Origin of the sequence: Corynebacterium sp. BD556, assembly GCF_038452275.1 — a bacterium.
Lineage (GTDB): Bacteria > Actinomycetota > Actinomycetes > Mycobacteriales > Mycobacteriaceae > Corynebacterium > Corynebacterium mayonis.
Map to the genome: position 1 here is coordinate 1,686,806 of NZ_CP141643.1, position 23,170 is coordinate 1,709,975.

Annotated in this window: 18 protein-coding genes and 1 pseudogene; 13 read left to right on the forward strand and 6 right to left on the reverse strand. The window is 62.1% G+C overall.

The annotated features are described in order from the left end of the window. Positions 1-6 precede the first annotated feature (6 nt). The 3 genes and pseudogenes from VLL26_RS07880 to ptsP all read left to right on the forward strand — a co-directional run. Positions 7-840, forward strand: a pseudogene (locus tag VLL26_RS07880) (PRD domain-containing protein); the annotation flags it as partial. A 96-nt stretch (positions 841-936) separates the two neighbouring features. Beyond that, positions 937-1,203 (forward strand): HPr family phosphocarrier protein, encoded by a 267-nt coding sequence (locus tag VLL26_RS07885; RefSeq protein WP_342320181.1) that lies wholly within the window; start codon positions 937-939, stop codon positions 1,201-1,203. Between the two features lie 37 nt (positions 1,204-1,240). Beyond that, on the forward strand, positions 1,241-2,932 hold the full coding sequence (ptsP, locus tag VLL26_RS07890) for a phosphoenolpyruvate--protein phosphotransferase (RefSeq protein WP_342318554.1): 1,692 nt from the start codon (positions 1,241-1,243) through the stop codon (positions 2,930-2,932). Here ptsP and VLL26_RS07895 read toward each other — a convergent pair. Further along, positions 2,904-3,932: an acyltransferase family protein gene (locus VLL26_RS07895; protein WP_342318555.1), complete on the reverse strand. Its 1,029-nt coding sequence runs from the start codon at positions 3,930-3,932 to the stop codon at positions 2,904-2,906. The genes ptsP and VLL26_RS07895 overlap by 29 nt on opposite strands. Before the next feature lie 18 nt (positions 3,933-3,950). Between VLL26_RS07895 and VLL26_RS07900 the strand changes: the two genes are divergently transcribed. From VLL26_RS07900 to VLL26_RS07915, 4 genes are all read left to right on the forward strand, one after another. Next, entirely contained in the window at positions 3,951-4,646 is a 696-nt protein-coding gene (locus VLL26_RS07900) for a porin PorA family protein (protein ID WP_342318556.1), read from the forward strand. Next, positions 4,633-6,021, forward strand: coding sequence for a hypothetical protein (locus tag VLL26_RS07905; RefSeq protein WP_342318557.1), 1,389 nt, complete (start codon positions 4,633-4,635; stop codon positions 6,019-6,021). Before VLL26_RS07900 ends, VLL26_RS07905 begins: the two co-directional genes overlap by 14 nt. A gap of 266 nt (positions 6,022-6,287) precedes the next feature. After that, positions 6,288-6,506, forward strand: a complete 219-nt coding sequence (locus VLL26_RS07910) for a three-helix bundle dimerization domain-containing protein (RefSeq protein ID WP_342318558.1) — start codon at positions 6,288-6,290, stop codon at positions 6,504-6,506. Positions 6,507-6,508: 2 nt separating this feature from the next. Beyond that, entirely contained in the window at positions 6,509-6,742 is a 234-nt protein-coding gene (locus tag VLL26_RS07915) for a three-helix bundle dimerization domain-containing protein (protein ID WP_342318559.1), read from the forward strand. A 124-nt stretch (positions 6,743-6,866) separates the two neighbouring features. Here the strand turns inward: VLL26_RS07915 and VLL26_RS07920 are convergent, their stop codons facing one another. Next, a complete protein-coding gene (locus VLL26_RS07920; RefSeq protein ID WP_342318560.1) occupies positions 6,867-7,928 on the reverse strand; it encodes a glycosyltransferase family 4 protein in 1,062 nt (353 codons plus the stop codon). Between the two features lie 5 nt (positions 7,929-7,933). Between VLL26_RS07920 and VLL26_RS07925 the strand changes: the two genes are divergently transcribed. Beyond that, positions 7,934-8,689, forward strand: coding sequence for a class I SAM-dependent methyltransferase (locus tag VLL26_RS07925; RefSeq protein WP_342318561.1), 756 nt, complete (start codon positions 7,934-7,936; stop codon positions 8,687-8,689). Here VLL26_RS07925 and VLL26_RS07930 read toward each other — a convergent pair. After that, a complete protein-coding gene (locus VLL26_RS07930; protein WP_342318562.1) occupies positions 8,686-10,524 on the reverse strand; it encodes a phosphoenolpyruvate carboxykinase (GTP) in 1,839 nt (612 codons plus the stop codon). The genes VLL26_RS07925 and VLL26_RS07930 overlap by 4 nt on opposite strands. Positions 10,525-10,960: 436 nt before the next feature. Here VLL26_RS07930 and trmB point away from each other — a divergent pair, with 436 nt between their 5' ends. Genes trmB through VLL26_RS07955 form a run of 5 tightly spaced genes read left to right on the forward strand, consistent with a single transcriptional unit; the run spans position 10,961 to position 16,085 of the window. Further along, positions 10,961-11,731, forward strand: coding sequence for a tRNA (guanosine(46)-N7)-methyltransferase TrmB (trmB, locus tag VLL26_RS07935; protein ID WP_342318563.1), 771 nt, complete (start codon positions 10,961-10,963; stop codon positions 11,729-11,731). After that, positions 11,732-12,433, forward strand: coding sequence for an NYN domain-containing protein (locus VLL26_RS07940; RefSeq protein ID WP_342318564.1), 702 nt, complete (start codon positions 11,732-11,734; stop codon positions 12,431-12,433). A gap of 8 nt (positions 12,434-12,441) precedes the next feature. Continuing rightward, complete coding sequence (locus VLL26_RS07945; RefSeq protein ID WP_342318565.1) at positions 12,442-14,745, forward strand: MMPL family transporter; 2,304 nt, start codon at positions 12,442-12,444, stop codon at positions 14,743-14,745. Then, positions 14,745-15,719, forward strand: coding sequence for a lysylphosphatidylglycerol synthase transmembrane domain-containing protein (locus VLL26_RS07950; RefSeq protein ID WP_342318566.1), 975 nt, complete (start codon positions 14,745-14,747; stop codon positions 15,717-15,719). The genes VLL26_RS07945 and VLL26_RS07950 overlap by 1 nt, the downstream gene beginning before the upstream one ends. Before the next feature lie 9 nt (positions 15,720-15,728). After that, the gene (locus VLL26_RS07955) at positions 15,729-16,085 is read left to right on the forward strand and encodes a DUF3054 domain-containing protein (RefSeq protein ID WP_342318567.1); all 357 of its coding nucleotides are present in this window, start codon (positions 15,729-15,731) and stop codon (positions 16,083-16,085) included. A gap of 66 nt (positions 16,086-16,151) precedes the next feature. Here VLL26_RS07955 and VLL26_RS07960 read toward each other — a convergent pair whose 3' ends face one another. From VLL26_RS07960 to pks13, 3 genes are all read right to left on the reverse strand, one after another. Further along, on the reverse strand, positions 16,152-16,661 hold the full coding sequence (locus VLL26_RS07960; protein ID WP_342318568.1) for a GNAT family N-acetyltransferase: 510 nt from the start codon (positions 16,659-16,661) through the stop codon (positions 16,152-16,154). Between the two features lie 192 nt (positions 16,662-16,853). Next, positions 16,854-18,395: an acyl-CoA carboxylase subunit beta gene (locus VLL26_RS07965; RefSeq protein WP_342318569.1), complete on the reverse strand. Its 1,542-nt coding sequence runs from the start codon at positions 18,393-18,395 to the stop codon at positions 16,854-16,856. Further along, a complete protein-coding gene (pks13, locus tag VLL26_RS07970; protein WP_342318570.1) occupies positions 18,379-23,124 on the reverse strand; it encodes a polyketide synthase Pks13 in 4,746 nt (1,581 codons plus the stop codon). The genes VLL26_RS07965 and pks13 overlap by 17 nt, the downstream gene beginning before the upstream one ends. Between the last annotated feature and the right edge of the window lie 46 nt (positions 23,125-23,170).

The window sequence follows — 23,170 nt, forward strand, 5'->3', positions numbered from 1 at the left end:
GTCAGGATGGAAATTCTGCGGGTTTTTAACAACAACGTGGTCTTGGCAAAAGACCACGCAGGCGAGAGGATCGTCACCGGGCGCGGCATCGGCTTCAAAGCCCGCCCCGGCAGTGTTGTCGACCCGGCGAAGATCGCCCGCACTTTCGTTCCTGACGACGGCCCCGACCCCGACCCCGACCCCGACCCCGACCATATTGCCTCGCTACTCTCCGAAATTCCCCTGGCCCATATCACCTTGGTCACAGATGCGGTGGCCGCAACCGGAGTGCCTGAGAAGCTTTCCCAGAACTCCTCGCTGCTCATCGCCCTTGCCGACCACATCGGCTGTGCCCTGACCCGCGCGGCCAACGGGCAGCAGGTCGACTATCCGCTCCTCGCTGAGGTCAGCCAGCTCTACGGCGCCGAATACCAGCAGGCGAAAGCGATTTTGGCCCACCTCAATGCCGCCCTCGCGGGTCGCGGCATCGACCCCTTGCCCGACACGGAAGCCATCGCAATCACCCTGCACCTGGTCAACGCAGGCTTTTCCACCGGGGACCTCAGCTTCACCTACGCCATGACCGGTGTGTTGAACCAGCTTATCTCCATTATCGAAAGCGATTTCTCCATCGCTTTGAGCAGCGACACCATCAACGTCGCCCGCTTCATCACCCACATGCGCTATCTTTTCGTGCGCATCTCCAACCATGAACAACTCGACGAGCAGGGCCTTGCCATCACGGAGGCTATTCGCGCCTCCTCTCCCGCGGCCCACAAGTGCGCGCAGCGGATCGCCTCCGTCATCGAGCTGCGGCTCGGATCCGGGCTCACCGAAGACGAAATTTCCTACCTCACTTTGCACATCGTGCGCATCCTCAAAGCAGCCGAGACAACCCCCGCCCCCGCGCCGGGGTATACAGGCAGTAGCAAGCAAACAACCGGAAAGGATTCCACCATGATCTCCCGTACCGCCACCATTGGCTCCTCCGTCGGACTCCACGCCCGCCCGGCCTCCCTGTTCACCGAGGCCGCCGGCGAGTACGACTTCGACATCGTCATCTCCCTCGACGGAGAACAAGCCGACGCCGCCTCCATCCTGGAGGTCATGACCTTGGGCGCCAAACACGGCGACGTTGTTACCTTAAGCAGCGAAGATGACGGGGCCGCTGAAGCCCTCGACGCACTCGCCGCCATGCTCGAGCGCGACCTCGACGCCGAGTAGCACGCCGTTTCGCCCTGATTGGAAGGAAACTGGAGACATGTTTAAGCAACACAGCGTCATCTACGGCATCGGCGTTTCAACCGGCACCGCCCACGCCGAGGTGGTCAAGGTTTTGCCCGCCCCGGGTGTGGATGCCCATGAGCCAAACTCCACCGACCCAGCGGCAGATGGCGCACGAGTGCGCGAGGCCATGAACGCGGTGGCGGCGTCGCTAAAAGCGCAGGCCGAAACCTCCGCTCCCGCTGCCCGCCCGATCCTCGAGGCGACCGCGCAGCTAGCTAAAGACAAGGCGCTTGCTAAGGCCGTCGATAAGCGGCTCAAACATGGCTCCGGTGTCACCCGCGCCGTCAACGACGCTGTCGAAGAATACGCGCAGTTGCTGGCCAACCTCGGCGGGTACATGGCCGAGCGCGTCACCGACCTTTACGACGTTCGCGACCGCACCATTTGTGAGCTGCGCGGACTGCCCAAACCGGGCGTCCCCGATGTCACCTCGCCGACGATCCTGATTGCCGAGGACCTCGCGCCCGCCGAAACCGTCGGCCTCGACCCGCAGCTCATCGTTGGTATCGTCACCGCCGCTGGCGGGCCAACCAGCCACACCGCAATCCTCGCCGCGCAGCTCGGCATTCCCGCCGTCGTCCGTGCCTCCGGCGCCATGGACATTGAGGCCGGAACGCAGGTTGCCATCGACGGCGGCTCCGGCGAAGTCATTGTCTACCCCACCGACGAAGACGTCACGCAACTCCGGGAGCGGGCACAGCGCCGTGCAGCAGCGCTGGCTGGTTCGACCGGCGCAGGCTTAACTGCCGACGGCTACCCCATCAACCTCCTGGCCAACATCGGCACCCCCGAAGACGCCGACACCGCCGCTGCCCAAGACGTCGAAGGCACCGGCCTGTTTCGCACCGAATTTCTTTTCCTTGACCGCGACAGCGCCCCCTCCTTTGAGGAACAAACCGACACCTACACCCGAGTGCTTAAAGCCTTCGGCACCCGGCGCGTGGTGGTGCGCACCCTCGACGCCGGCGCCGATAAACCTTTGCGCTTCGCCGACCTCGGCGAGGAAGAAAACCCAGCGCTGGGACGCCGTGGCGTGCGCCTGTCGCAAGCCCGCGAGGATCTCATGGACACCCAACTTGACGCACTCGCCGCCGCGTACGAGGCCACCGGCCGCGCCGCGGACCTGCGCGTTATGGCACCTATGGTCGCCACCCTCGACGAGGCCACCTGGTTTGCCGACACGGCTCGCGCCCGTAACCTACCCAAAGTGGGCGTCATGGTCGAAATCCCCGCCGCCGCCATCACCTCAGCACGGCTTTTATCGGTAGTGGACTTCGCCTCCATCGGCACCAACGACTTGTCCCAGTACACAATGGCCGCCGACCGCATGCAAGGCGCACTGGCCGAGCTGCTTTCGCCGTGGCAGCCAGCGCTTTTGCAGCTCATCAAGGCCACCTGCCAGGGCGGCGAAGCCACCGGCAAACCCGTCGGTGTGTGCGGTGAGGCCGGAGGAGAGCCCCTCATGGCGCTGGTTTTGGTCGGCCTGGGTGTGTCCTCGCTGTCCATGGCGGCATCCAAGGTGCCCGCCGTGCGCGCAGCGCTGAGGATGCACGACCGCGCCACCTGCCAACAGATGGCGGCTTACGCCCTCGACGCTGCTTCCGCCGCCGATGCCCAAGCAGCGGTGCGCGCCCTGATCAACCCGAAGATGGCGGCATTGCTGTAGAGGTCGTTGCAGGTCGAAGCACCCTCCCAGACAGGCCACGGACCAGGCGCGCGCCGGGCTTTTCCACCCATTCGTAGGAGATGTATGCAACTGCCACACTCGCCGCAGCAGTAAACACCAGCACTGGCAGGAAGTACCCGCTAAACACTGGCACGCCGAGAACAGGGAAAGCCAATGACAACACGGCGACATGCCACAGGAAAATGGAGTAAGACCAGCGCCCAAGATGGCGCATCACCGGCGAGGCGAGCAGTCCGTTTTCGCGTGGGCCGAGAGCGAAGGGCACCACGATAACCGCAGCGAAGGCAGCGCCGATGAGCACTCGCACGTTGAACTGCGCCGGTGTGGGGTGTTCCAGACCGGCTGGGCCCACAACCCCGCCGAGCCAGGCCAGAGGGATAAAAAGCGCGACGAGAGGCCACCGGGGCCAGCGCCAGGTCACGCCCAAACGTTCCAGTTCTGCCGCGGCCAAGCCCACCGCGAACCAAGGAATGTACGACGGCGGCCAGATTTGCATATTTACGGCGTCGACAGGCGCCACAGCCCACGGCCACAATAGTGACAGCGGCACCATAACCAAAAGCGCGATCCACCGCTGCCGTATCCGCACGCACAGCGGCAAAGCCAGGTAGAAGGCAACCTCCACACACAGCGACCACATGTGGGTCAGCCCGGCGACAAGGCCGTCAGGCATGTAAATCTGCACCAAAAAGAGGTTGCCCAGAAACTGCCTCGCGCCGAGGTGCGAAAGCTCCGGCAGTACGAGTGAAACCACAACTACGCACACCAGGTATGCGGGCGCGATGCGCGCGATACGGCGCGAGTAGTAACCAGTCCGCGGGGTGGCGCGCGAAAGCAAGAAGGCGGACAGGGCGAAAAATACAGCGACGAAGTAGTCGAAGCGGGCGAGGATCGGCGAATCCTCGCCGGTCTGGAACGCTACATGCGTGACAAGGATCCCGAGGGCGGCGACAGCGCGCAGGCCCTCAAGTTCCGGCAATAGGTTATTGTTTCTGATGTGTACAGTGTAGGACTCAGGCGTGTCCGCATCGCCGCGGCTGTGGTGCTCTTGTGCATTCTTTTGAATTTCATCCCGCCGGCGGTAATCGCTTCACAGCGCGCCATTGATCGCCCTGCAACGTACACCACGGTATTCGACGGGCCTGTGCCCTATTCCGTCACAACGGAGTTTGAGCAGGGTACGAAAAAGGATGAGGTGGACATTCGGGCGCGTTTGCTTATCGGTTCCACCGAATACCACGACTCCTACACCGCCGCTGTCACCACTGCTTTTCCTGTGCGCGATCGCGGCGGCATGACTTATATTTTCCCTTACCGTCCGGAACGGCGCAGCTACCCCTACTCGGATCCCTTCGCGTTGGAGGCTGTCGCCATGGACTACGTGGGCCCTCGCAATGTTGGAGGCCTGGAAACATACAAGTACCTCGCGCTCATCGAGGACGGCGACTACCGCGCCGAGCGCACTTTCGATATGGAGCGGCGCACCGGCCGGATCCTCGACGAGACGTGGACAACCTCGGGCGGGCCGGTCGAGGGCTTTTTCCGGATGGCGGAAAGCTCGCGGGCGGAGGCTTTTGATCAGGCGAAGGGCGACGTGATCCTTTTGCGTGCCTTGCAAGTTCTTGCGTGGCTTACTCGCGCTGTGATAGTTGTGACCCTGGTGTGGCTGGCGTTGTCTTATGCGCGCCGCTAAAGCCTGGGGATTTTTCTTGGTGTTGGCTCTGACGTGGCCCTTCTTTGTTCCTGGTGAGGCTTTCGCGCTGCGCGACATGATGGTGTTTCCCGAGATGACGCTGACGCGAGCCTCTCTTGGTTACGGTGACTTACCCGCCCGTAACGTGCCGCAGGATGCGCTGCTGGGGATCCTTCCTTTCCCAGTTCTGGCTGTGCGCGTGATCATGGTGGCCTCGGCCTGTGGTGCTGCGTGTGCTGGGTGGCGCGTCTCTGCAACGGCGTGGGGCAAGGCGGCGGCGATGACGGTTGCGGTGTGGAACCCCTTCGTTGTTGAGCGGTTGCTGCAGGGTCAGTGGTCCTTAGCGGCAGCGGCTTGGCTGATCCCTTTGGTGGCGGTCTCTGCGGCGCCTGTCGCGGTGTGGGTTTCCTCGTTGATTCCCACTGGGGCGCTTGCTTGCCTGTTGGTCGCGCGTACGCGGGCGGGGGCGCTGCTCGCGGCGGTTTTGTGTTTGCCGTGGGTGGTGTCGGGAGCTCTCGCGGGTTCGGGTGTGGCCTCGCAAGCCTCTGCCGCTGCGTTCGCTCCGCGTGCTGAGCAGTGGGCAGGAACGCTCGGTGCGCTTGCTGGCCTGGGCGGGATGTGGAACGCCGCTGCCGTGCCGGCCTCTCGTTCGGTTGGTTTTGCCATCTTTGGCGTTGGTTTGTTCGTGGTCCTTGCTTTTGGGTGGCGGGCCGTTCCGCGGCGGCTGTTGGTGCTCGCGGGACTCGGTTTCGTTATCGCGCTCGCCTCACATGCGGGTCTGCTTGACTGGGCGGTGACGCACGTGCCTGGGGGAGGATTGCTTCGCGACGCCCACAAGTGGCTCATCCTTGCCATTCCTTCCTTTGTCATCGCTGCTGGCGCTTTGCCTTCCCGCGGTGCGGCAGCCGCTCTGTTTTTGGCGTTGTTGCAGGTCCCGGATGCTCCTGTCGCCGTTGCTGCCCTCACACCGGTGCCCGCCCTCGTGGTTCCAGATGTCGAGCACAATGGTCGCGACGTGTTCTTCGTGGACAGGCCAGCACTGCTTTTGCGCGATGACGGCACGCCTGTGGTTGATCCAGCGCCGAAGATGATGAACGTTGTGGAGCCCGGTGAGCTTGTGGTTGACGGCACCGTCGTCGACCCCGTGTCCCCTCGTTGGGTCGCGGCCCGCGATGCGACGCAGCGCAGGGACGAGGAGGCGTTGAAGGCGCTGGGCGTAGGCGTGGTCGTATTTCCTGACGGGAGTCAGTGGCACATGGACGTGCCGGCGGGCAGGCTGGCGCCGTTGGGGCTGTTTTTGCTGGGTGTGTGGTGGCTGGCACCGTTTGCGACAATGGCTGTTCACCTTGCGTTTAGCAAACGTCGATTTAACTAGCCGTGAAGTTTCTCCCGTGAGGGCTGGAGAGGGCTGCTTCCTGGGTGCCGATAACCCGCGCACCCATATCGTTATAAAATCGTTATCAAGTCTTTGAGCTGCATTTTTAGCCGAATTGATTGGTGAAACGCAATTAATTGTGCGCGCCAAGCGTTTGGACACTTGCTTCGCTTTCCCCATCTCCCTAAAGTTAACGGCAGTTGAACAAAAGGTTACATTCCCGAAAGGGGTGTAGATCGAGAAAATCAGAAAGGGTGATCAACAACATGACCAACGCACTGACCGAAAGGGTAATTCGGCGTGTACGCCGTGGCCTCGTGAAGAAATGGAGCGGGCACTACAGCGACGCAGAAGTTGTCAACACTTTCGACAACGTCTTAGCCCACCACCAGGCAGAGGCCACGATCACCGACTTCATCCCCGTTCTCGCCGAAGCTGAGACGAACGACCTTTTGGACCACAATCTGAAAAAGAAAGAGAAGTAACCATGAAAAACAACATCGACTTCAGCATCATCCGTGAGCGCGCCCTGCGCAACATCCGCAAGGACCTAATCAATGACTGGTCCGACCGCTACGAGGCCGCCCACATCAACGACGTCTTCGACAACGTCCTCGCCAACCACCGCGCAGAAGCAGTCATCGAGGACTTCGTCCCCGTCCTCGTCGAGGCCGAAATGCTCAACCGCCTCCGCGACGGAGAGATGGAACAAGCCCACTAAACACATTCGACAGAGCAAGCGCCGCACCCCTGGAAAGCCAGAGGGTGCGGCGCTTTTTATAGCTATGCAACACAGACTAGCTACATTGCCAACGAGTCGCTCAGCCGCCAGCGCAGAAAACGACTCACAGCCCCAGCACCGCCGCGAACCGGCGGCCCGTCTCCTCCCAGGAAAAAGCGGAAGCGCGGGCGCGGGCGGCGCAGCCGAGGCGGGTGCGCAAGGGGGCGTCGAAAAGCAATGCCTTCGTGGCCTCGTTGAACTCTTCCCTGCTGCCGACGAGCACGCCCGTCTTGCCGTGCTCCACCGAATCGCGCAACCCACCTGAATCGCGGTAGCCCACCGTGGGCACGCCGTGCTGGGCCGCCTCTATCACCGCGATACCCCAGCCCTCCTTCGCGCTAGGCATCAGATGCAACGCGGCGCGGGACAAAAGGCCGTGCTTGTAGGACTCGTTGACGTGTCCGTGAAAGACAACTTTGTCCCCATAAGGCGCAGCGTATTCACGCAATTTGTCCTCCCACCAGCCGGAGCCGATGATGTCCAAAACAACCCCGTCAAGCCCGGCGACCGCATCAATGGCGTGCTCAATGCGCTTATGCGGCACCAGCCGGGACAGGGTGACCACGTGGAGTTTGTCGTCCAAAGGCGGCACCGCAACCTCCTGCGGGATCGGATCGACACCGTTTTCCACGATTTCAATGTCGCCCGCAGGCACCCCCAACCCCACCAGGTCGGACTTGGAGGCCTCGGAAACCGTCACATACTGCGCGTGGCGGTAGACCCGCGGGGCGACCTGAGACTCCAAAAACCACCCAAGTCTGCCGATGACCGGGCCTGCCACCGGCCACTGGTTGTGGTGGCAATGGTGGGTGAGCAGCACCGTTGTTGCCCGCGAATACAGTCGGGCAAAAAACGGGATGCCGTTTTGTGTGTCCACGATAAGGTCCGGGCGGTGGCGCCACACCGACAGCGGCGCGGCCAGGTAGACGCTGTATTTACCTCCGGCACGTTCGTAACGGATACCGCCACGACGCGAGCGCCGCGGCGCGTCGGTGTGCTTAGCGGTGCGGAAGATGACCTCGTGGCCCTGCCGCGCCAGGTGCTCCCCCACCCGCTCGAGGTAGCGCTCAGAACCGCCACCCTGCGGGTGGGTCGTATCGCGCCAGCACAGGAGAAGTATCTTCATAGGTTATGTACCGTACCCGCCGCCTTGCCACGCTCCGCCGTTCGCTGCGTCTGCTGCGGTCTTTTCGTTATGAACAGTTCCGGCCCGCCATTTTCTACTCAGGGCTGGCCCGCGACACGCGCTCGCTTCTCGACGCCCTCACCAGCGACCTGACCGGCCACAGTCTCGCCGGGCACAGTGTCCTCGATGTCGGTGGTGGCCCCGGCTACTTCGCCGACGCCTTTTCCGGCACCTTCTACGTCGGTTTAGAGCCCAGTGTGTCGGAGCTGAGCGCTGCGGGGCTTTCCGGCTTCGGTGCCGTGCGCGGCGATGGCACAGCCTTGCCCTTTGCCAACGACTCCTTCGACCTCGTCTATTCCTCCAACGTCGCCGAGCACATCTCTAACTGGCAAGACATGGGCGCCGAGATGCTGCGTGTGTGCCGCCCCGGTGGGCTGGTGGTTTTGTCGTACACCGTTTGGCTCGGCCCCTTCGGCGGCCACGAGACTGGACTGTGGGAGCACTACCTCGGTGGGCAGTTCGCGCGTCGCCGCTATGTGAAAAAACACGGTCACGAACCGAAGAATCTATGGGGCACCTCGCTTTTTAGTGTCTCCGCCGCCGAAGGCCTCGCCTGGGCCCGCGGCGTAGCGAAAGCGGGGAAAGGCGATTTCCTTGTCGCTTTTCCCCGCTACCACCCCCACTGGGCGTGGTGGCTGACACGTATCCCGCTGCTGCGGGAGTTTGCGGTGTCCAACCTAGTAGTGGTCCTCAAGCCTTAGCTTTTGACCTCAGCGCGAGCCATGTCAGCGCGCTTTTCCAAAGCGTCGAGCTGGTCGAAGATCTCCTTCGGCACGCGATCCCCGAGCTTTTCAAGGTAGCCGCGCGAGTCCTCGATGTCATGCGCCCACAGCTCCGGGTCCGGGTAGAGGGCTTCTGCAACATCCTCCAGCGGGGTGTCGAGGCCGCTCAAGTCGAGGTCCTCGGCGCGGGCGGTGTGGCCCACCAGGGTCTCATTGGCGCCGACGCGGCCCTCAATGCGGTCCACGATCCACTTCAGTACACGCGAGTTCTCGCCGAATCCCGGCCACAGGAAGCGCTTGTCCTCGCCGCGGCGGAACCAGTTGACCAGGAAGATAGCTGGCATCCGGTCGCCGCCTTTTTCTCCCATGTCGATCCAGTGCTGGAAGTAGTCGCCCGCCGCGTAGCCCATGAAGGGCAACATGGCCATCGGGTCGTGGCGCAAAGCGCCTACCTTCGCCTCGGACGAGGCGGCGGTTTGGCCGGAGGAGAGCATGGCACCCATCATGGTGCCATGGTTCCAGTCCAGGGCCTGGGTGATAAGTGGGACGGTGTCGGAGCGGCGACCGCCAAAGAGGATGGCGTCGAGTTTGACACCCTTCGGGTCGTTAAACTCCGGCGCGGCCGTTGGGCACTGCTCGATCGGGACGCAGTAGCGGGAGTTCGCGTGGGCTGCGTCGTTGCCAGACTCCGGTGTCCAATCGTTGCCGCGCCAGTCGATCAGGTGGCTTGGCGCTTCGCCGTCCATGCCCTCCCACCAAATATCGCCGTCGTCGGTGAGCGCCACATTGGTAAACAGGGTGTTGCCTGGCTCCATGGTCTGCATGGCAATCGGGTTGGAGGCGTAGTTGGTGCCCGGCGCGACACCGAAGAAGCCGTTTTCCGGGTTGACGGCGTACAGGCCGTCCTCGCGTAGGTGCAGCCAGGCGATGTCGTCGCCGACTACCTCGGCAGACCACCCCTCCAGGGTCGGGGTGATCATGGCGAGGTTGGTTTTGCCGCAAGCAGAGGGGAAGGCGCCAGCGATGTGGTAGCTTTTGCCCTCCGGGGAGTTGAGTTTGAGGATCAGCATGTGCTCCGCCATCCAGCCTTCTTCTTCCGCCATGACGGAGGCGATGCGCAGCGCGTAGCATTTCTTAGCCAAGATGGCGTTTCCGCCGTAGCCGGAGCCGTAGGACCAAATTTCCTTGGTTTCTGGGAATTGGGAGATGTATTTGGTCTCATTGCACGGCCAGGCGACGTCCTCCTCGCCGTCTTTGAGCGGGGCGCCGACGGAGTGGAGGCAGTGCACAAAGTTGTCGCCCTTAATTTTGTCCAGGGCTTCTTGGCCCATGCGTGTCATGACGCGCATGGACATGACGACGTAGGCGGAGTCGGTGAGCTGGACGCCGAGTTTGGGATCGGGATCTGAGATCGGGCCCATGCAGAAAGGAACAACGTACATGGTGCGCCCCTTCATGGCGCCGCGGAAGTGGGTGAGCATTTCCTCTTTGAGGGCCGCCGGCTTCATCCAGTTGTTTGTGGGGCCTGCGTCCTCCTCGTGTTCCGTGGAGATGAAGGTGCGCGACTCGACTCGCGCAACGTCGGAGGGGTGCGAGCGGGCCAGGAAGGAGTTCGGACGGAGGTCCTCATTGAGCTTAATGAGGGTGCCCTTTTCCACCAGTTCAGCCGCCATGTCGTCCCACTCCTGTTGGGAACCGTCAGCGAATACCACGCGCTCGGGCTGGAACAGCTCTACGGCTTCGTTCACCCACGAGATGAGCGCTTCGTTGTCAGTCGGCGCGGCCTGCGCCATGCGCTTGACTGCAGTAGCCATGTGCTCTCCTGTCGCTTTCTTCAATCAAAATGTGAATTTGTAGGGGGACTCAACATCCGGGACTGGTTATCTCCGGTGGGGAGTCAAGACTCAATTTCGGTAGGTGCCTAGATTAACCAAAAGTGGGCGCACCGTGCCTAAACACACGTCTAAGCATACACCAACCGGTTATAACCAGTGAGGGACGGCACATACTTTGCACCTTTCCGGCGCCCTAACATGCCCCCATTAAGGGGTGGAAAACACAAGTCGATTGAGGCCGTTTTATGGGCTAAACTGCACAAACAAGGGGCTACCTCAAAATCAAACAACTAGCCATAGCCCACCCTACCGATTGCCACCCCTGTACGGGGGTAATAACCTTGTGTCCGTCCCCACCCACGCACCCACCGTCCCGCTACTTGCGTTATCGCATGTCATGTGAAGAATTAACACGATGAATATTTCTGATAATCCTAAAATTGTTCGGCCAGGGATAGGCGAATTGCCCCACGGCCGACCTCCACAAACCGAATTCAACACCGGCCTCGACTACCCGCGCCTCGGTTCCGTCACCTTCCGCCGCGGCACCCTCACCGACAACCAAGAAGCCCTGTTCAACGAACACTGGCCGCGCCTAGGTAAGCTTCTCAGCGAAGAAGAAATCGACGTAGAAAGCTGGTTCGGCCGCGCCAACCACCCCACCATCGTGGAGATCGGCTCAGGCACGGGAACCTCAACAGCCGCGATGGCCCCCTTAGAGCCCGACACCAACATCATCGCCGTCGAATTGTATAAACCGGGCCTAGCAAAACTGCTCGGCGCCGTGGTGCGCGGCAACATCAACAACATCCGCATGATCCGCGGCGACGGCGTCGAAGTATTAGCCCGCATGTTCCCAGAAGAATCCCTCGACGGGGTGCGCATCTTCTTTCCCGACCCCTGGCCTAAAGCGCGTCACCACAAACGACGCATCATCCAATCGGGCACACTCAACCTCATCGCCACCCGCCTCAAAAAAGGTGGCGTGCTGCACGTGGCCACAGACCACGCCAACTACGCCGAATGGATCGACGATCTCGTCGAAGTTGAGCCTGCGCTGCGCTACCGCGGCTGGCCGTGGCCCAACTGCCCGCATATGACCGACCGCCAGGTGATAACTAAGTTCGAAGGCAAAGGCCTGGACAAAGACCACGTGATCCGCGAATACCTCTGGGAGAAGATCTAGATGACCGACCTGCACGGACTGACCCACCCTTACTCCCCCGGTGCGCAGCCCGGCCCGGAAAGCGTGCTGCTGGTATGGGACGCACCAAACCTGGACATGGGACTTGGGGCCATTCTCGGCGGGCGCCCCACTGCCGCCTACCGCCCGCGCTTCGACGCCATCGGCCGCTGGCTTATCAGCCTCGCTGAGCAGCGCTCCGAGCAACTTGGCCGCCGCGTCGAACCGGAGGCCACCGTTTTTACCAACGTCTCCGCGCAGGGCGCCGACGTGGTCCGTCCCTGGGTTGAGGCGTTGCGCAACGTCGGCTTTGCAGTGTTTGCTAAACCGAAAAGCGAGGAGGACTCCGACGTCGACCAGGACATGCTTGTCCACATTGAACGGCGCCGCAGCGAAGGTGTGCTGCGCGGGGTAGTCATCGCCTCCGCCGACGGGCAGAACTTCCTCGCCGACATCGAGGCACTTCTCAACGCAAACATCCCCGTCACCGTCCTCGGCTTCCACGAGCATGCTTCCTGGGCGGTGACAAACCCGGACATCACCTTCGTCGACCTTGAGGACATCCCCGGGGTTTTCCGTGAGCCCCTGCCGCGGATCAACTTGGACCAACTGCCCATCGAAGGTGCCTGGCTGCAGCCTTTCCGACCGCTCGCGGCGCTGCTCAAAAACTCCCGCGACACCAACACCAACACAAACACAAACTAGGAGGCGGAGTGTTTTACACGTGGGGCCACTTGGCCTACCGGGGCCGCCGGATCATTCCTGTCGTGGTCGTCGCCGTGATCCTTGTGCTGCAGGTTTTCTTCGGCTCCAAGCTGGGAGAGCGCATGTCGCAAGAGGGTTGGGAGGACCCGCACGCCGATTCGACTACGGCAGCGCGCATCGAGGAGGAGACTTTCGGCCGGGATAACTCCGGCGATGTTATTGTGCTTGTCCACGCCCCCAACGGCCTCACCCAAGGCCCCGTCTTTGACGAGGCTAACCGGCAGATCAACGAGCTGAAACAGAAATATCCAGAGCAGATCGCGTCTGTCTCCAGCTATTTCGCCTCCCCGAACCCGCAGCAGGTCAACAGCGAAGGCACCCGCGCTTTCGCCGCCATCGCGTTGAAGGGCGACGGCGAGCAAACCCTGAAAGACTTCCGCACCATTGAGGGGGACCTGAGAGCCATCCAGTTGCCCGAGGGCGCCACCGTGGAAGTCGCCGGTGCGACAGCCGTCGCGGACGCGCTTGACGACGGCATGGCCGACGATATCGCCCGCGCCGAAAGAATCGGCTTGATCTTTGTTGCGGGTATCCTCCTGTTCGTCTTCGGCGGTGTTATCGCCGCCGCGATGCCGTTGGTGGTTGGCATCCTCTCCATCATCGGTTCATTGTCGCTTCTGTCCATTCTGGCGAGCTTCCAGCAGGTCAATGTTTTTTCCCAGTCGGTGATCACCCTGCTCGGTTTGGGCCTGGCTATTGACTACGGGTTGTTCATGGTCTCGCGTTTCCGGGAGGAACTCGACCGCGGCAGCGACATCGAGGAAGCGGTGGCGGTGACCACCGCCACCGCCGGTAAAACTGTTTTCTTCTCAGCGCTTATGGTCGGCGTGGCCTTATCGGGCCTGATCATGTTCCCCCAGGCCTTTTTGAAATCTGTGGCCTACGGCGCAATCAGCGCGGTGGTTCTAGCTGCTGTGATCTCCGTGACCGTTCTGCCTTCCCTCTTTGGGCTGTTGGGGCGAAACATTGACAAATGGTCGGTGCGGCGAACCTCCCGCCGCGGGCGTCGGATCGAAGACACCATTTGGTATCGCATCCCGCGGTGGGCCATGCGCCGCGCCAAACTCGTCGCCGTCGGTGTTTCCCTTTTCCTTCTTGCCCTGACCATTCCGATGGTGGGCATCACCTTCGGCGGCATCAACGAAACTTACCTGCCGCCAAATCAGGAAACACGCCAAGCCCAAGACCACTTCAACGAGGCGTTTCCGGCTTTCCGCACCGACCCCGTCAAGCTTGTCGTCACCGGCGCGGACAACCAGCAGCTTGTCGACGTCGTCTTGCAAACCCGCAACATCGAAGGCCTCGCCTCCCCCTTGGCACCCTCTCACCCAACGGTCGACGGAACAACCGTGCTCTCCGCACCACTCGCGGATCGCAACGGCGGGGCGGAGGTGGTCAAGCAACTGCGCCGCATTGAAGCCCCCGCCGGAGTTGAGCTCTACGCCGCGGGCACCCCAGCCATGGAAGTCGAATCAATCGAAGCGCTCCTGGCGAAGTTGCCGTGGATGGCTCTCTACATGGTGGTAGCCACCTTCATCCTCATGGCGTTACTGTTTGGCTCCCTGTTCCTGCCCACCAAGGCCGTTATCATGAACGTGCTGGGCATCGGTGCGACCCTTGGCTTCCTCACTGCCGTTTTCGTCAACGGAGTTGGCTCTGGCCTGCTCAACTTCACCCCTGGGCCACTGATGAGCCCAGTCCTCGTGCTCATCGTCGCAATCCTTTACGGGCTATCTACAGACTACGAAGTTTTTCTCGTCTCCCGCATGGTTGAAGCCCGCGACAAAGGTAGATCCACGGACGACGCCATCAGCTACGGCACAGCTCACACAGGCGGCATCATCACTGCCGCTGCCGCCATCATGATCGTGGTGGCGGCAGCTTTCGCCATGAGCGAGATCGTCATGATGAAATACATCGCCTTCGGCATGATCTTCTCACTGGCTTTAGACGCCACCGTGATTCGTCTTTTGCTGGTACCCGCCGTGATGCATCTTCTCCGCGAGGACAACTGGTGGGCGCCGCGTTGGGTGAAGAAAGCCTACGACACGCTAGGCGAACATTCCGCGCCTGCCCCGGTGGATCCTGGTGTTCAACAGCCCCGCACCGGCGAACTCGCGATTAGCGACATGGTCGTCGACACCACCCCCGTCCGCGGCGGCGTCTCCGTCAACGACGACGCCGAACTCGTTCCGTTTGCCGAACTCATGCGCCGAATCGAAGCTCGCAATGGCCGGGAGCTCGAAAGCTAGTGAGAGATCTCGCCCGCTGGTTACGCTGGTTCTTTCCAGTCGCGCTGCTCATCGGGGGCCTCATCTTGTTCCGCGGCGAAATGCCCTTCCTCGGCGAAGCCTGGCAGTCACTTCGCCGTGCCTCCCCGATACCTGTCGCTGCCTCCGTTGCGTTCGCCTTCGCGTCGATTACCGCAATGGCCGCTACTATGCAGGTTCTTCTGAACATTCAAGGTCGCATCACTAGCCTTGGCCCCTGCATGTCCGTGACTTTGGCCTCCAACGCATGGTCGACAAGTCTGCCGGGTGGCCCCGCGTGGTCCGCCTGGCTCACGTACCGAGTTCACCGCTTTTGGGGCGCCTCCACCGGCCTTAGTGGCTGGTTCATCGTTATCTCCGGGGCAATATCCACCATGTGGCTGATCCTCATCGGCATTGTTTCCGTTGTCGCCCTCGACGCGTCCTTGTCCCTCACCTCCCTGCTTTTCTCGCTCGCCTTATCCATCACGCTCGCAACCGCGCTCTACTGGGCGGCACACAACCCGCACATCATCAAACGCGGCGCTTCGCTTTTGCCCGAGCTCCTCGGCACCAAAGTCAGCAATCTCGCTGAACAGATCGCTGCGCTGCGCATGAACGCAGCCGAATTCAGCCTCACTGTCTTATTTTCCCTGCTCAATAGGCTGCTTGACGCTACCGTCCTCTTTTGCGCCGCCTGGGCCATCAGCGGGGAGCCCTCCGTTAAGGCCATCGCCCTCGCCTACACCATGACCAAACTCGCCGGCGCCGCCCAAGTCACCCCAGGCGGCGTCGGCACTGTCGAAGCCGCCACCGTCGGCGTCCTTGTCGCTTCCGGCTTCACGCTTGTCGACGCCACCGCCACCACCGTCCTCTACCGACTCATCTCCTTCGTCCTCATCACAACCATCGGCTGGATCATCTACCTCACCCACTACGCCGGGCGCGGCTTCATGCTCAGCGCACCGGCACGCTAGGCTCGGATTATGCCTCACACTAGGATCTCTAAGCCCTGCGCCAGCGCCGCCGACTTCGTCGCCATCGCCGCCTTCGCACTGCTGGCCCGCGCAGCACACCGCACCCCCGAAATGCCCTTTAACTTTTTCGGGTGGTTAGAAACATTTGTCCCCTTCGCCGTCGGGCTGACATTAGCGTGGCTCGCCCTTCGGCAAAACAAAGGCTGGGCCCTCTGGCTCATCACACTGGTGGTGGGCTTGGTCATCTGGAGCTTTTACCGCGACAAACTCCCCCACCCGTCTTTTGTCATTGTGGCTAGCTCTATGTCTGCGCTACTCATGCTCGGCTGGCGCGGCGCCTACCGCGTGGTACTCAAGCGCCGATAGTATTTTCTTGCCTCGCCGGGTTGTGCCGAAGTGAGGGTTGCTGCGGCACAACCCGGCGCCGCAGCCTTAAGCCCCGGTCGGGATCCAATAGCGCTCCACCTTCACCCCGGCAGGGTCTAGGCGAGTGTCCTCCAGTTCGCCGCCGTGAGCGAGGATGACGCGACGGGAGGCTTCGTTGTCGTGGTCGCAGCAGACGAGGACGTGGTCCATGCCACGCTCGGCGGCTCGGCGGATAATTTCCCCAAGCGCCCACTTGGCAACGCCCTGTCGCCGCCAAGAGGGATGAACGGAGTAGCCGATGTGGCCGTAGAACTGCTCAATCTGGGGTGTCAGGGCGTGGCGGAGGTTGATAAACCCAGCCACTTCGCCGTCGTCGACAATCCAGTAGTTAGAAGCGGTGACCCAGCCTGCGTGTTGGGGGGCGGTTTCAGCCTCGACAAGCAAGGAAACCACCTCCGGGCTGTCCGCCTCCTCGGGCGAGGCAAGGCCACAGCCGGGCGGCAACTTGCCTTCAATATCGCTAAAGGCCCGGCGGAATGATTCGTAGAGCGACGCGGAAGGCGTGCGCAGTTCCATCAATTTTTAAGGGCGGGGAAAGCTCGAACCCAGGTTGTAGAGCGGGTCGCCCGACAGCAGAGCGGAAATGACCCAGATGAGGTAGTTGATGAGGTCGCCGGAGAGGTCGAGGACACTGGAGAGCATAAGCGCGAGCCTTTCTTTTTTAAGTGACTGTATCTCTTTGGTTAAGCGTGCTGCCGAGAAGGAATGTTACAGCGGGGAGATGGTGTGCTTCTTCGGCAAATCCAATGCGTACTTGGTGGAGAGCTGGCGAAGGGCGCGTCGTAAAGCGAGCCGTGTCTGCGAAGGTTGGATCATGGAATCGATGTAGCCGCGCTCAGCAGCAACATAAGGTGAGGTCATGTTCTCGTCGTAGAAGTCCATGAACATCTTCTTCATCGCCTCACGCTGCACTGGGTCCTCCACGGCAGCAAGCTGCTTGCCCTGGATCATCACAACAGCCGCAGCGGAGCCCATGACCGCAATCTGGGCTGTCGGCCACGCCAAGTTAATGTCGCCGGAGAGGTTCTTCGAGCCCATCACCGCGTAGGCGCCGCCGTAGGCCTTACGCACAATCAACGCAACTTTGGGAACTGTCGCTTCCACCCCAGCGAAGGCGAACTTCGCGCCACGGTGGATCAACCCCTGCCTTTCCTGTTCCACGCCCGGCAAGTAACCAGGGGTGTCCACGACAAAGACGAGGGGGATGTTGTAGGCATCGCAAATCCTCACGAAACGAGCGCCCTTGTCGGCGGCGTCCGCGTCGATGCAACCTGCGTAGTGCATCGGGTTATTCGCCACAAAGCCGACCGTTTTGCCGTCGATGCGCCCGAAGGCGCAAATCATGTTCTCGGCGTAGTTGGCTTGGATTTCAATGAGCTCGTCGTCGTCGCCAAGCTGGACCAACAGGTCGCGCATGTCGTAGCCCGCGTTGGTGTCATCGGGCATGAAGGTATCTAGCGCGGAATCGTCAAGATCCTCGTCGGCCGGCGCCCATGCCTCCGGCGCCGGGTCGAAAGCGGAGGTGGGCAGATGCGCCAACAAGTCGCGCACGTAATCAAAGGCCTCCTCCTCGGAATCGACAACGGCGGAAATGTTGCCGGACTGCTCCTGGATGCGGGCGCCTCCCAGCTCAGCGGAGGAAATGTCCTCGCCTGTGACCTCCCGGATCACGTTGGGGCCGGTGACATACATTTCGGATTGGCCATCCACGGCCACCACGAAATCGGTGGTGACCGGGGCGTAGACGGCGCCGCCCGCCGATTTGCCCAGCATGACCGAAATTTGCGGGCACCGGCCAGAAAGCGGCAACTGGCGGCGGGCGATCTCTGAGTACATCGCCAAAGATGTCACTGCGTCTTGGATGCGGGCGCCACCAGAATCTTGGATACCGATAACGGGGCAGCCAACTTTAATGGCCATCTCCATTACCTCGGTGACTTTGCGGCCGAAAGTGACGCCGACGGAGCCGCCGTAGACCGTTTTGTCATGCGCGTAGATCGCCACCGGACGGCCATCAACACGCCCATAGCCTGTGACCACGCCGTCGGAGTAGACGGCATCTGGGTCGCCTGGGGTGCGGGCAAGCGCGCCGATTTCAACGAAGGTTCCTTCGTCTAAAAGCGCGTCGATGCGCTCACGTGGTGTGGTAAACCCTTCGTCGTCGCGGCGTTTGCGGGCCCGCTCAGAACCTGGGTCCTGGGCTTTTTCCAGCCGGGCGCGCAGTTCAGCGAGCTTAGAGGCTGTCGACATTATCAATCCATTCGTTTATATGCTTGCCGACGATCCCAACCGCCGGCTCGTCCACCACAGCGAGGTGATCCCCCGGCAAGTGCACGATCCTCAAATCCTCCACGATAGCGCCCCACCCGCCGTCTTCGTCAATGTGGGCGTAGGCAGGCTCAAGGATGATCGCACCCTCATGCATGCGCTCCGCCCGAAACAGCAGCACTGGAACGCCGACGCTTGCCCAACGGGCAAAGTCCAGCTTGCCCAAAATCTGGTTATCCACAAAGGAGGCGCGCTGGTGCTCCAGCACACCGGCGGCCAAACCGTGCGCGGAGGCGTCGGTGGTGGCCAGGAACTCACCGAGCATGTTAAGCACCGCCTCCTCACCGGCTTCTTCGAGCAGATCGTAGGGCACCGGAAAATCCAGCCCGTAGGTGTCCTTGGCAAACTGGGCGTAGCGCTGCCAGCGCTTCTTCGTCTCCTCCGGGGTATCCGGGGCAGGCTCCGAGGGCTGAGTGGTATCCAGCAGCGCGATGAACGCCACTTTGTCATCACCCATCTGGTGCGCCACCTCGTAGGCTAAGGCGCCACCGAAAGACCAACCAGCCAAGACAACGGGTTTGCCGCCGGAAAGCCTCTCAATGTCGCTCAGGTAGGCCGCGGCACGCTCCTCAAGCGTTCCTTCCACACGCTCCACGCCGTAAACCGGAATGTTTTTTGCGATGCGGCGGGTCAAAGGCTCGTAAACCGCACTGGAGCCGCCAGCGGGGTGAAAAACGAACACACTGGGCGCGTCCATGTCCTCGGTGCGCTCGCGCAGCACACGAATGTTGCCGTCGACCGGTGTTTCGAGTCCCTCACGGACCTTGTTGGCCAGCGGTTCAAGGCTCTCGGCTGCCTGCACTTCAGCGGCAGTGACCTCGATGCCGGAGCGATCGCTGAGGTGCGCGGCAATCTCACCGGCTTGCTCGGCGGTGATCGCCGGTAGCGGCGAGGTCACACCGGCCGCAGCAGCGCCGGTAAATTTAGCCCAGGTGCCAAAAACCACGCGCTCGGCCGCATCGCGCGGGGCAACGCCGACGCCCTGGGGCGCAGCAGGGTTTACGGAAGCAGGCACGGCTAAAACCTCAGCAGGTTCAGCCGCGAATTCCTCGCCGGTGCGCTGCGCAACTGCTTCTTCGACCATGCGGATCACGTCGGCCACGGAGGCGTCGCGAAGCGCCTGCACCTGCAGCGGCGGGATCTGGAAATCGTTTTCCACCCGGTTTTTAATGCGCATGCCCATCAAAGAGTCGAGGCCTAAATCGATCAGGGGCAGCTCGTCAGGAAGGTCCTCAGCGTCATAGCCCATGGATTCAGACACAATTGAGCGCAGGCGCTCGCGGACGGTTTCACCGGAGGCAGGATCCCAGCGCACCACCTCAATTTCTGGGTCCTCACTGGCCGCAGTAACCGGACCTTCAGCGAGAGTGACTTCACGTACCCCCTGGGGGCTGCTGGGACGGCCGAAGTCCAGGGAGGTAGCGAAGCCCTCAACAACCAACTCGGTGCCGTTGTAGACCTTAATGCTGGAACCGCCGAGCGAACTCGACACAATAGTGGTCAGCTCGCCATCGGCGGGCAGATAGCCGTGCTCCTCAGTCGCTACCACATGCGCTGCCGGGTCGATCTCCTCGGCCACAGCCTCCACCAGTTGATGCGGGCTAAACACCTGGTCGGCCTGTGTGGCGAAGGCGACGGTGTTGTCCGGCAACGTCACCTTCGCGCCGAGCAGCGAGGTGGCCGACGCCGAGGGACGCGCCTTGGTCCACAACCGGTTGCGGCGCAGCGGCGTGGCCGGGGCGGGGATGACCTTACCGGGCCCGTAAAAGCCGGTGAAGTCAACATTTTCGCCTTGCACGTAAAGTTTGGCAGCCAGATCCATGATGGAGCTAACCTCGTCGACCTTGCGCTTGGTGGTAAAAAGCAGTTGCGCATCGGGCTTGCCCACGGAAAACGCGGTGTTCATCATTCCCATCATGGCCACCGGGTTCGGGGCAATCTCCACCAAAGTGGTGTGGCCGGCGTTGAAGGCAGCCTCGGTGGCGTCTTGGAAAAACACCGGCTGGCGGGTCATGCGCAGGAAATAGTCAACGTCGTGCACCGTTTCGCCGGGGCGGTAGATGCGACCGCGGTCAACGGAGCTAAACAACGGTATCTGCAAAGGCTTCGGCTCAAGGCCGGCCAGTTCGGCGGCGAGATCGCCCATGATTGGGTCCAGCATGCTGGTGTGGCCGGCGCCGCGCACGTTGAGTTTGCGGGCGAATTTCTCGGCCTTTTCCAACTCGGCGACCACAAAGTCGACGGCGGTAGCAGGCCCGCCGATGGTGGTCATTCCCGGCCCGGCGTAGACGGCGGGTTCCGCGCCGTGGGCTTGGGGGTGCTGCTCGATGAAGGCGGCGAGGTCTTCGCGGCTGAGTTCAACGACCGCCATGGCGCCTTCCTGCGGGGTACCGGCGATCATCTCCTCGCCCTCGCCCATCAGGCGGGCACGGTGGCAGGCAATGAGGATCGCGTCGCGGGCGGTGATGCCGCCTGCGGCGTAGGCTGCGCCCATCTCCCCCATGGACATGCCCATGGTCGCGGCTGGAATGATGCCGAAGGAGGCCAGAAGGTCCGTCTGCGCGATTTGGATCGCGGTGATGGTGACCTGGCCGGTCATCGTGTCGTAGGTTTGCTCGTCGTCGCGGATGATTTCGAGCATGGACCAGCCCGCCTCAAACTTGACGTATTCGTCGAGTTCTTCCATGCGCGCGGCAAACAGCGCAGATGTCTGAAGGAGCTGCTTGGCCATTTTGCGGTGCTGCGAGCCGAAGCCCGAGTAGACGAAAACGGGGCCCATCGCGTTCGGCGAGTCGGCCACGGTGATACCGGGTGCGACCTTGCCTTCGGCGACTTGCCGCAGTTTCTTCACGGCTTCCTCGGTGGTGGCGGCTTGCACAACCGCGGCGGAGCGTCCGTGGTTGCGCTTGCTTAGCGAACGGGCGACGGCTACAAGTTCGCTATCGGGCCGGCCCTCTAAGAAATCGGCCACGGCGGCAGCCGCTTCACGACGCCTCGTTGGCAGCAGGCCGGACACCGGCAGGGCCACGTTTTCACCGCCGGTGAGTTCCGCCGGGGCTGGGGTGGCTTGCTCGTGGTAGTCCGCCGGGTCGAAGTCGGCGACCACCACGTGCGCGTTGGTGCCGCCGAAGCCGAACCCGGAGATACCGGCGATGCGCCGACCGGAGTAGCGCGGCCACTCGCGCGGATCCTCCACTACTTCGAGTAAGTTCGCGTCGAAATCGACGTACTTGTTCGGGCCGGTGTAGTTCACCGAAGCCGGGATGGTGTTGTGTTTGAGTGCTTGCAGCACTTTGATCAACGCGACGGCACCGGCGGCCGACTCGGAGTGGCCGATGTTGGACTTTGCAGAACCGAGCAGCAGCGGGTTGGCGCTGCTGCGGCCTTTGCCGAGCACCGTGCCTAAAGCGGTCGCCTCGATCGGGTCTCCCAGGACTGTGCCTGTGCCGTGTGCCTCAATCACGTCGACCTCGGCCGGGTCAACGCCGGCGTCGGCGTAGGCACGGCGCAGCACATCGACCTGCGCGTCGACGTTCGGTGCGGTCAGGCCATTGGAGTGCCCATCGGAGTTGGTGGCGGAGCCTTTGATGACGGCGTGGATTGTGTCGCCATCAGCAAGCGCATCTTCAACCCGCTTGAGCACCAGGAAGCCGGCTGCCTCCGAGCGCACGATACCGTCGGCGTCCTCGGAAAAGGCGTGGATACGGCCGGTCGGGGAGATCACGCCCAGTTCGGAAAACATCAGGGAGGCGAAGGGGTTGGCCATGATGTTGACGCCACCGGCCAGGGCGACGTCGGCTTCGCCGTCGCGCAGCGCGCGCACCGCATGGTGTACTGACACCAGCGAGGACGAGCAGGCGGTGTCCACGTTGACCGAAGGCCCACGGAAATCGAAGGCGTAGGAGATACGGTTCGGGATAATCGCGCTAGACGCCCCGGTCAGCGCGTAAGGGTGTCCCTGGGCCGGGTCGGCGGCGATGAGCATGCCGTAGTCGTTGTTGGAAGATCCGACGAACACGCCGACGGAGGTGCCGCGCAGCGTGTTGGCTGGCAGGTTCGCATCTTCAAGCGCTTCCCAGGCCAACTCGAGCATGATGCGCTGCTGCGGATCCATGTTCGTGGCTTCAAGGGGGCTGAGCCCGAAAAACTCGTTGTCGAAGCTTTCAATGTCGTCGAGGTAGCCGCCGGAGGTGTTCTCCTCCGCCATCTTCGTGCGCACCACCGGATCACCCAGATACTCCGACCAACGTTTCTCCGGGAGGGGGCCCGTGGTGGTGCGGCCGTCGATAAGCAACTGCCAGAAATCGTCGTTGTTTTTCGCGCCCGGGAAACGTCCCGCCGAACCCACTATGGCGATGTCGCGCGCCGCCAAGGAGGACTTCTCCACACGGCGCTGCTGCACCACCGGGGCCTCGTCTTCCGGCGCGGTCAACGCGGCGGCCAACGCCCCGATCGTCGGGTACTGGTAGGCGATCGTCGGGTCGACGCGGCGGCCAAGCAGGTTTTCCAGCTCGCCCGACATGATCACCGCATCACGGGAGGACAAGCCGTAAGATTCCAGCGGCTTTGCGGGCTCGACCTCGGACGCATCGATGCCGACGGCCTCGGCGACCCACTTCTGCAGCCATGCACTTAGCTCGTTGTCACTCATAGCACTCAACACTATCGTTCGCGTTGACCCTTTCGTTATTTTCCCT

Excerpts from the sequence above, each read along its gene's own strand:
- VLL26_RS07885 (WP_342320181.1), top strand. The coding sequence starts at position 937 with ATGATCTCCCGTACCGCCACCATTGGCTCCTCCGTCGGACTCCACGCC.
- ptsP (WP_342318554.1), top strand. The coding sequence starts at position 1,241 with ATGTTTAAGCAACACAGCGTCATCTACGGCATCGGCGTTTCAACCGGC.
- VLL26_RS07905 (WP_342318557.1), top strand. The coding sequence starts at position 4,633 with ATGCGCGCCGCTAAAGCCTGGGGATTTTTCTTGGTGTTGGCTCTGACG.
- VLL26_RS07910 (WP_342318558.1), top strand. The coding sequence starts at position 6,288 with ATGACCAACGCACTGACCGAAAGGGTAATTCGGCGTGTACGCCGTGGC.
- VLL26_RS07915 (WP_342318559.1), top strand. The coding sequence starts at position 6,509 with ATGAAAAACAACATCGACTTCAGCATCATCCGTGAGCGCGCCCTGCGC.
- VLL26_RS07920 (WP_342318560.1), bottom strand. The coding sequence starts at position 7,928 with ATGAAGATACTTCTCCTGTGCTGGCGCGATACGACCCACCCGCAGGGT.
- VLL26_RS07925 (WP_342318561.1), top strand. The coding sequence starts at position 7,934 with ATGTACCGTACCCGCCGCCTTGCCACGCTCCGCCGTTCGCTGCGTCTG.
- VLL26_RS07930 (WP_342318562.1), bottom strand. The coding sequence starts at position 10,524 with ATGGCTACTGCAGTCAAGCGCATGGCGCAGGCCGCGCCGACTGACAAC.
- trmB (WP_342318563.1), top strand. The coding sequence starts at position 10,961 with ATGAATATTTCTGATAATCCTAAAATTGTTCGGCCAGGGATAGGCGAA.
- VLL26_RS07940 (WP_342318564.1), top strand. The coding sequence starts at position 11,732 with ATGACCGACCTGCACGGACTGACCCACCCTTACTCCCCCGGTGCGCAG.
- VLL26_RS07955 (WP_342318567.1), top strand. The coding sequence starts at position 15,729 with ATGCCTCACACTAGGATCTCTAAGCCCTGCGCCAGCGCCGCCGACTTC.
- VLL26_RS07960 (WP_342318568.1), bottom strand. The coding sequence starts at position 16,661 with ATGGAACTGCGCACGCCTTCCGCGTCGCTCTACGAATCATTCCGCCGG.
- VLL26_RS07965 (WP_342318569.1), bottom strand. The coding sequence starts at position 18,395 with ATGTCGACAGCCTCTAAGCTCGCTGAACTGCGCGCCCGGCTGGAAAAA.
- pks13 (WP_342318570.1), bottom strand. The coding sequence starts at position 23,124 with ATGAGTGACAACGAGCTAAGTGCATGGCTGCAGAAGTGGGTCGCCGAG.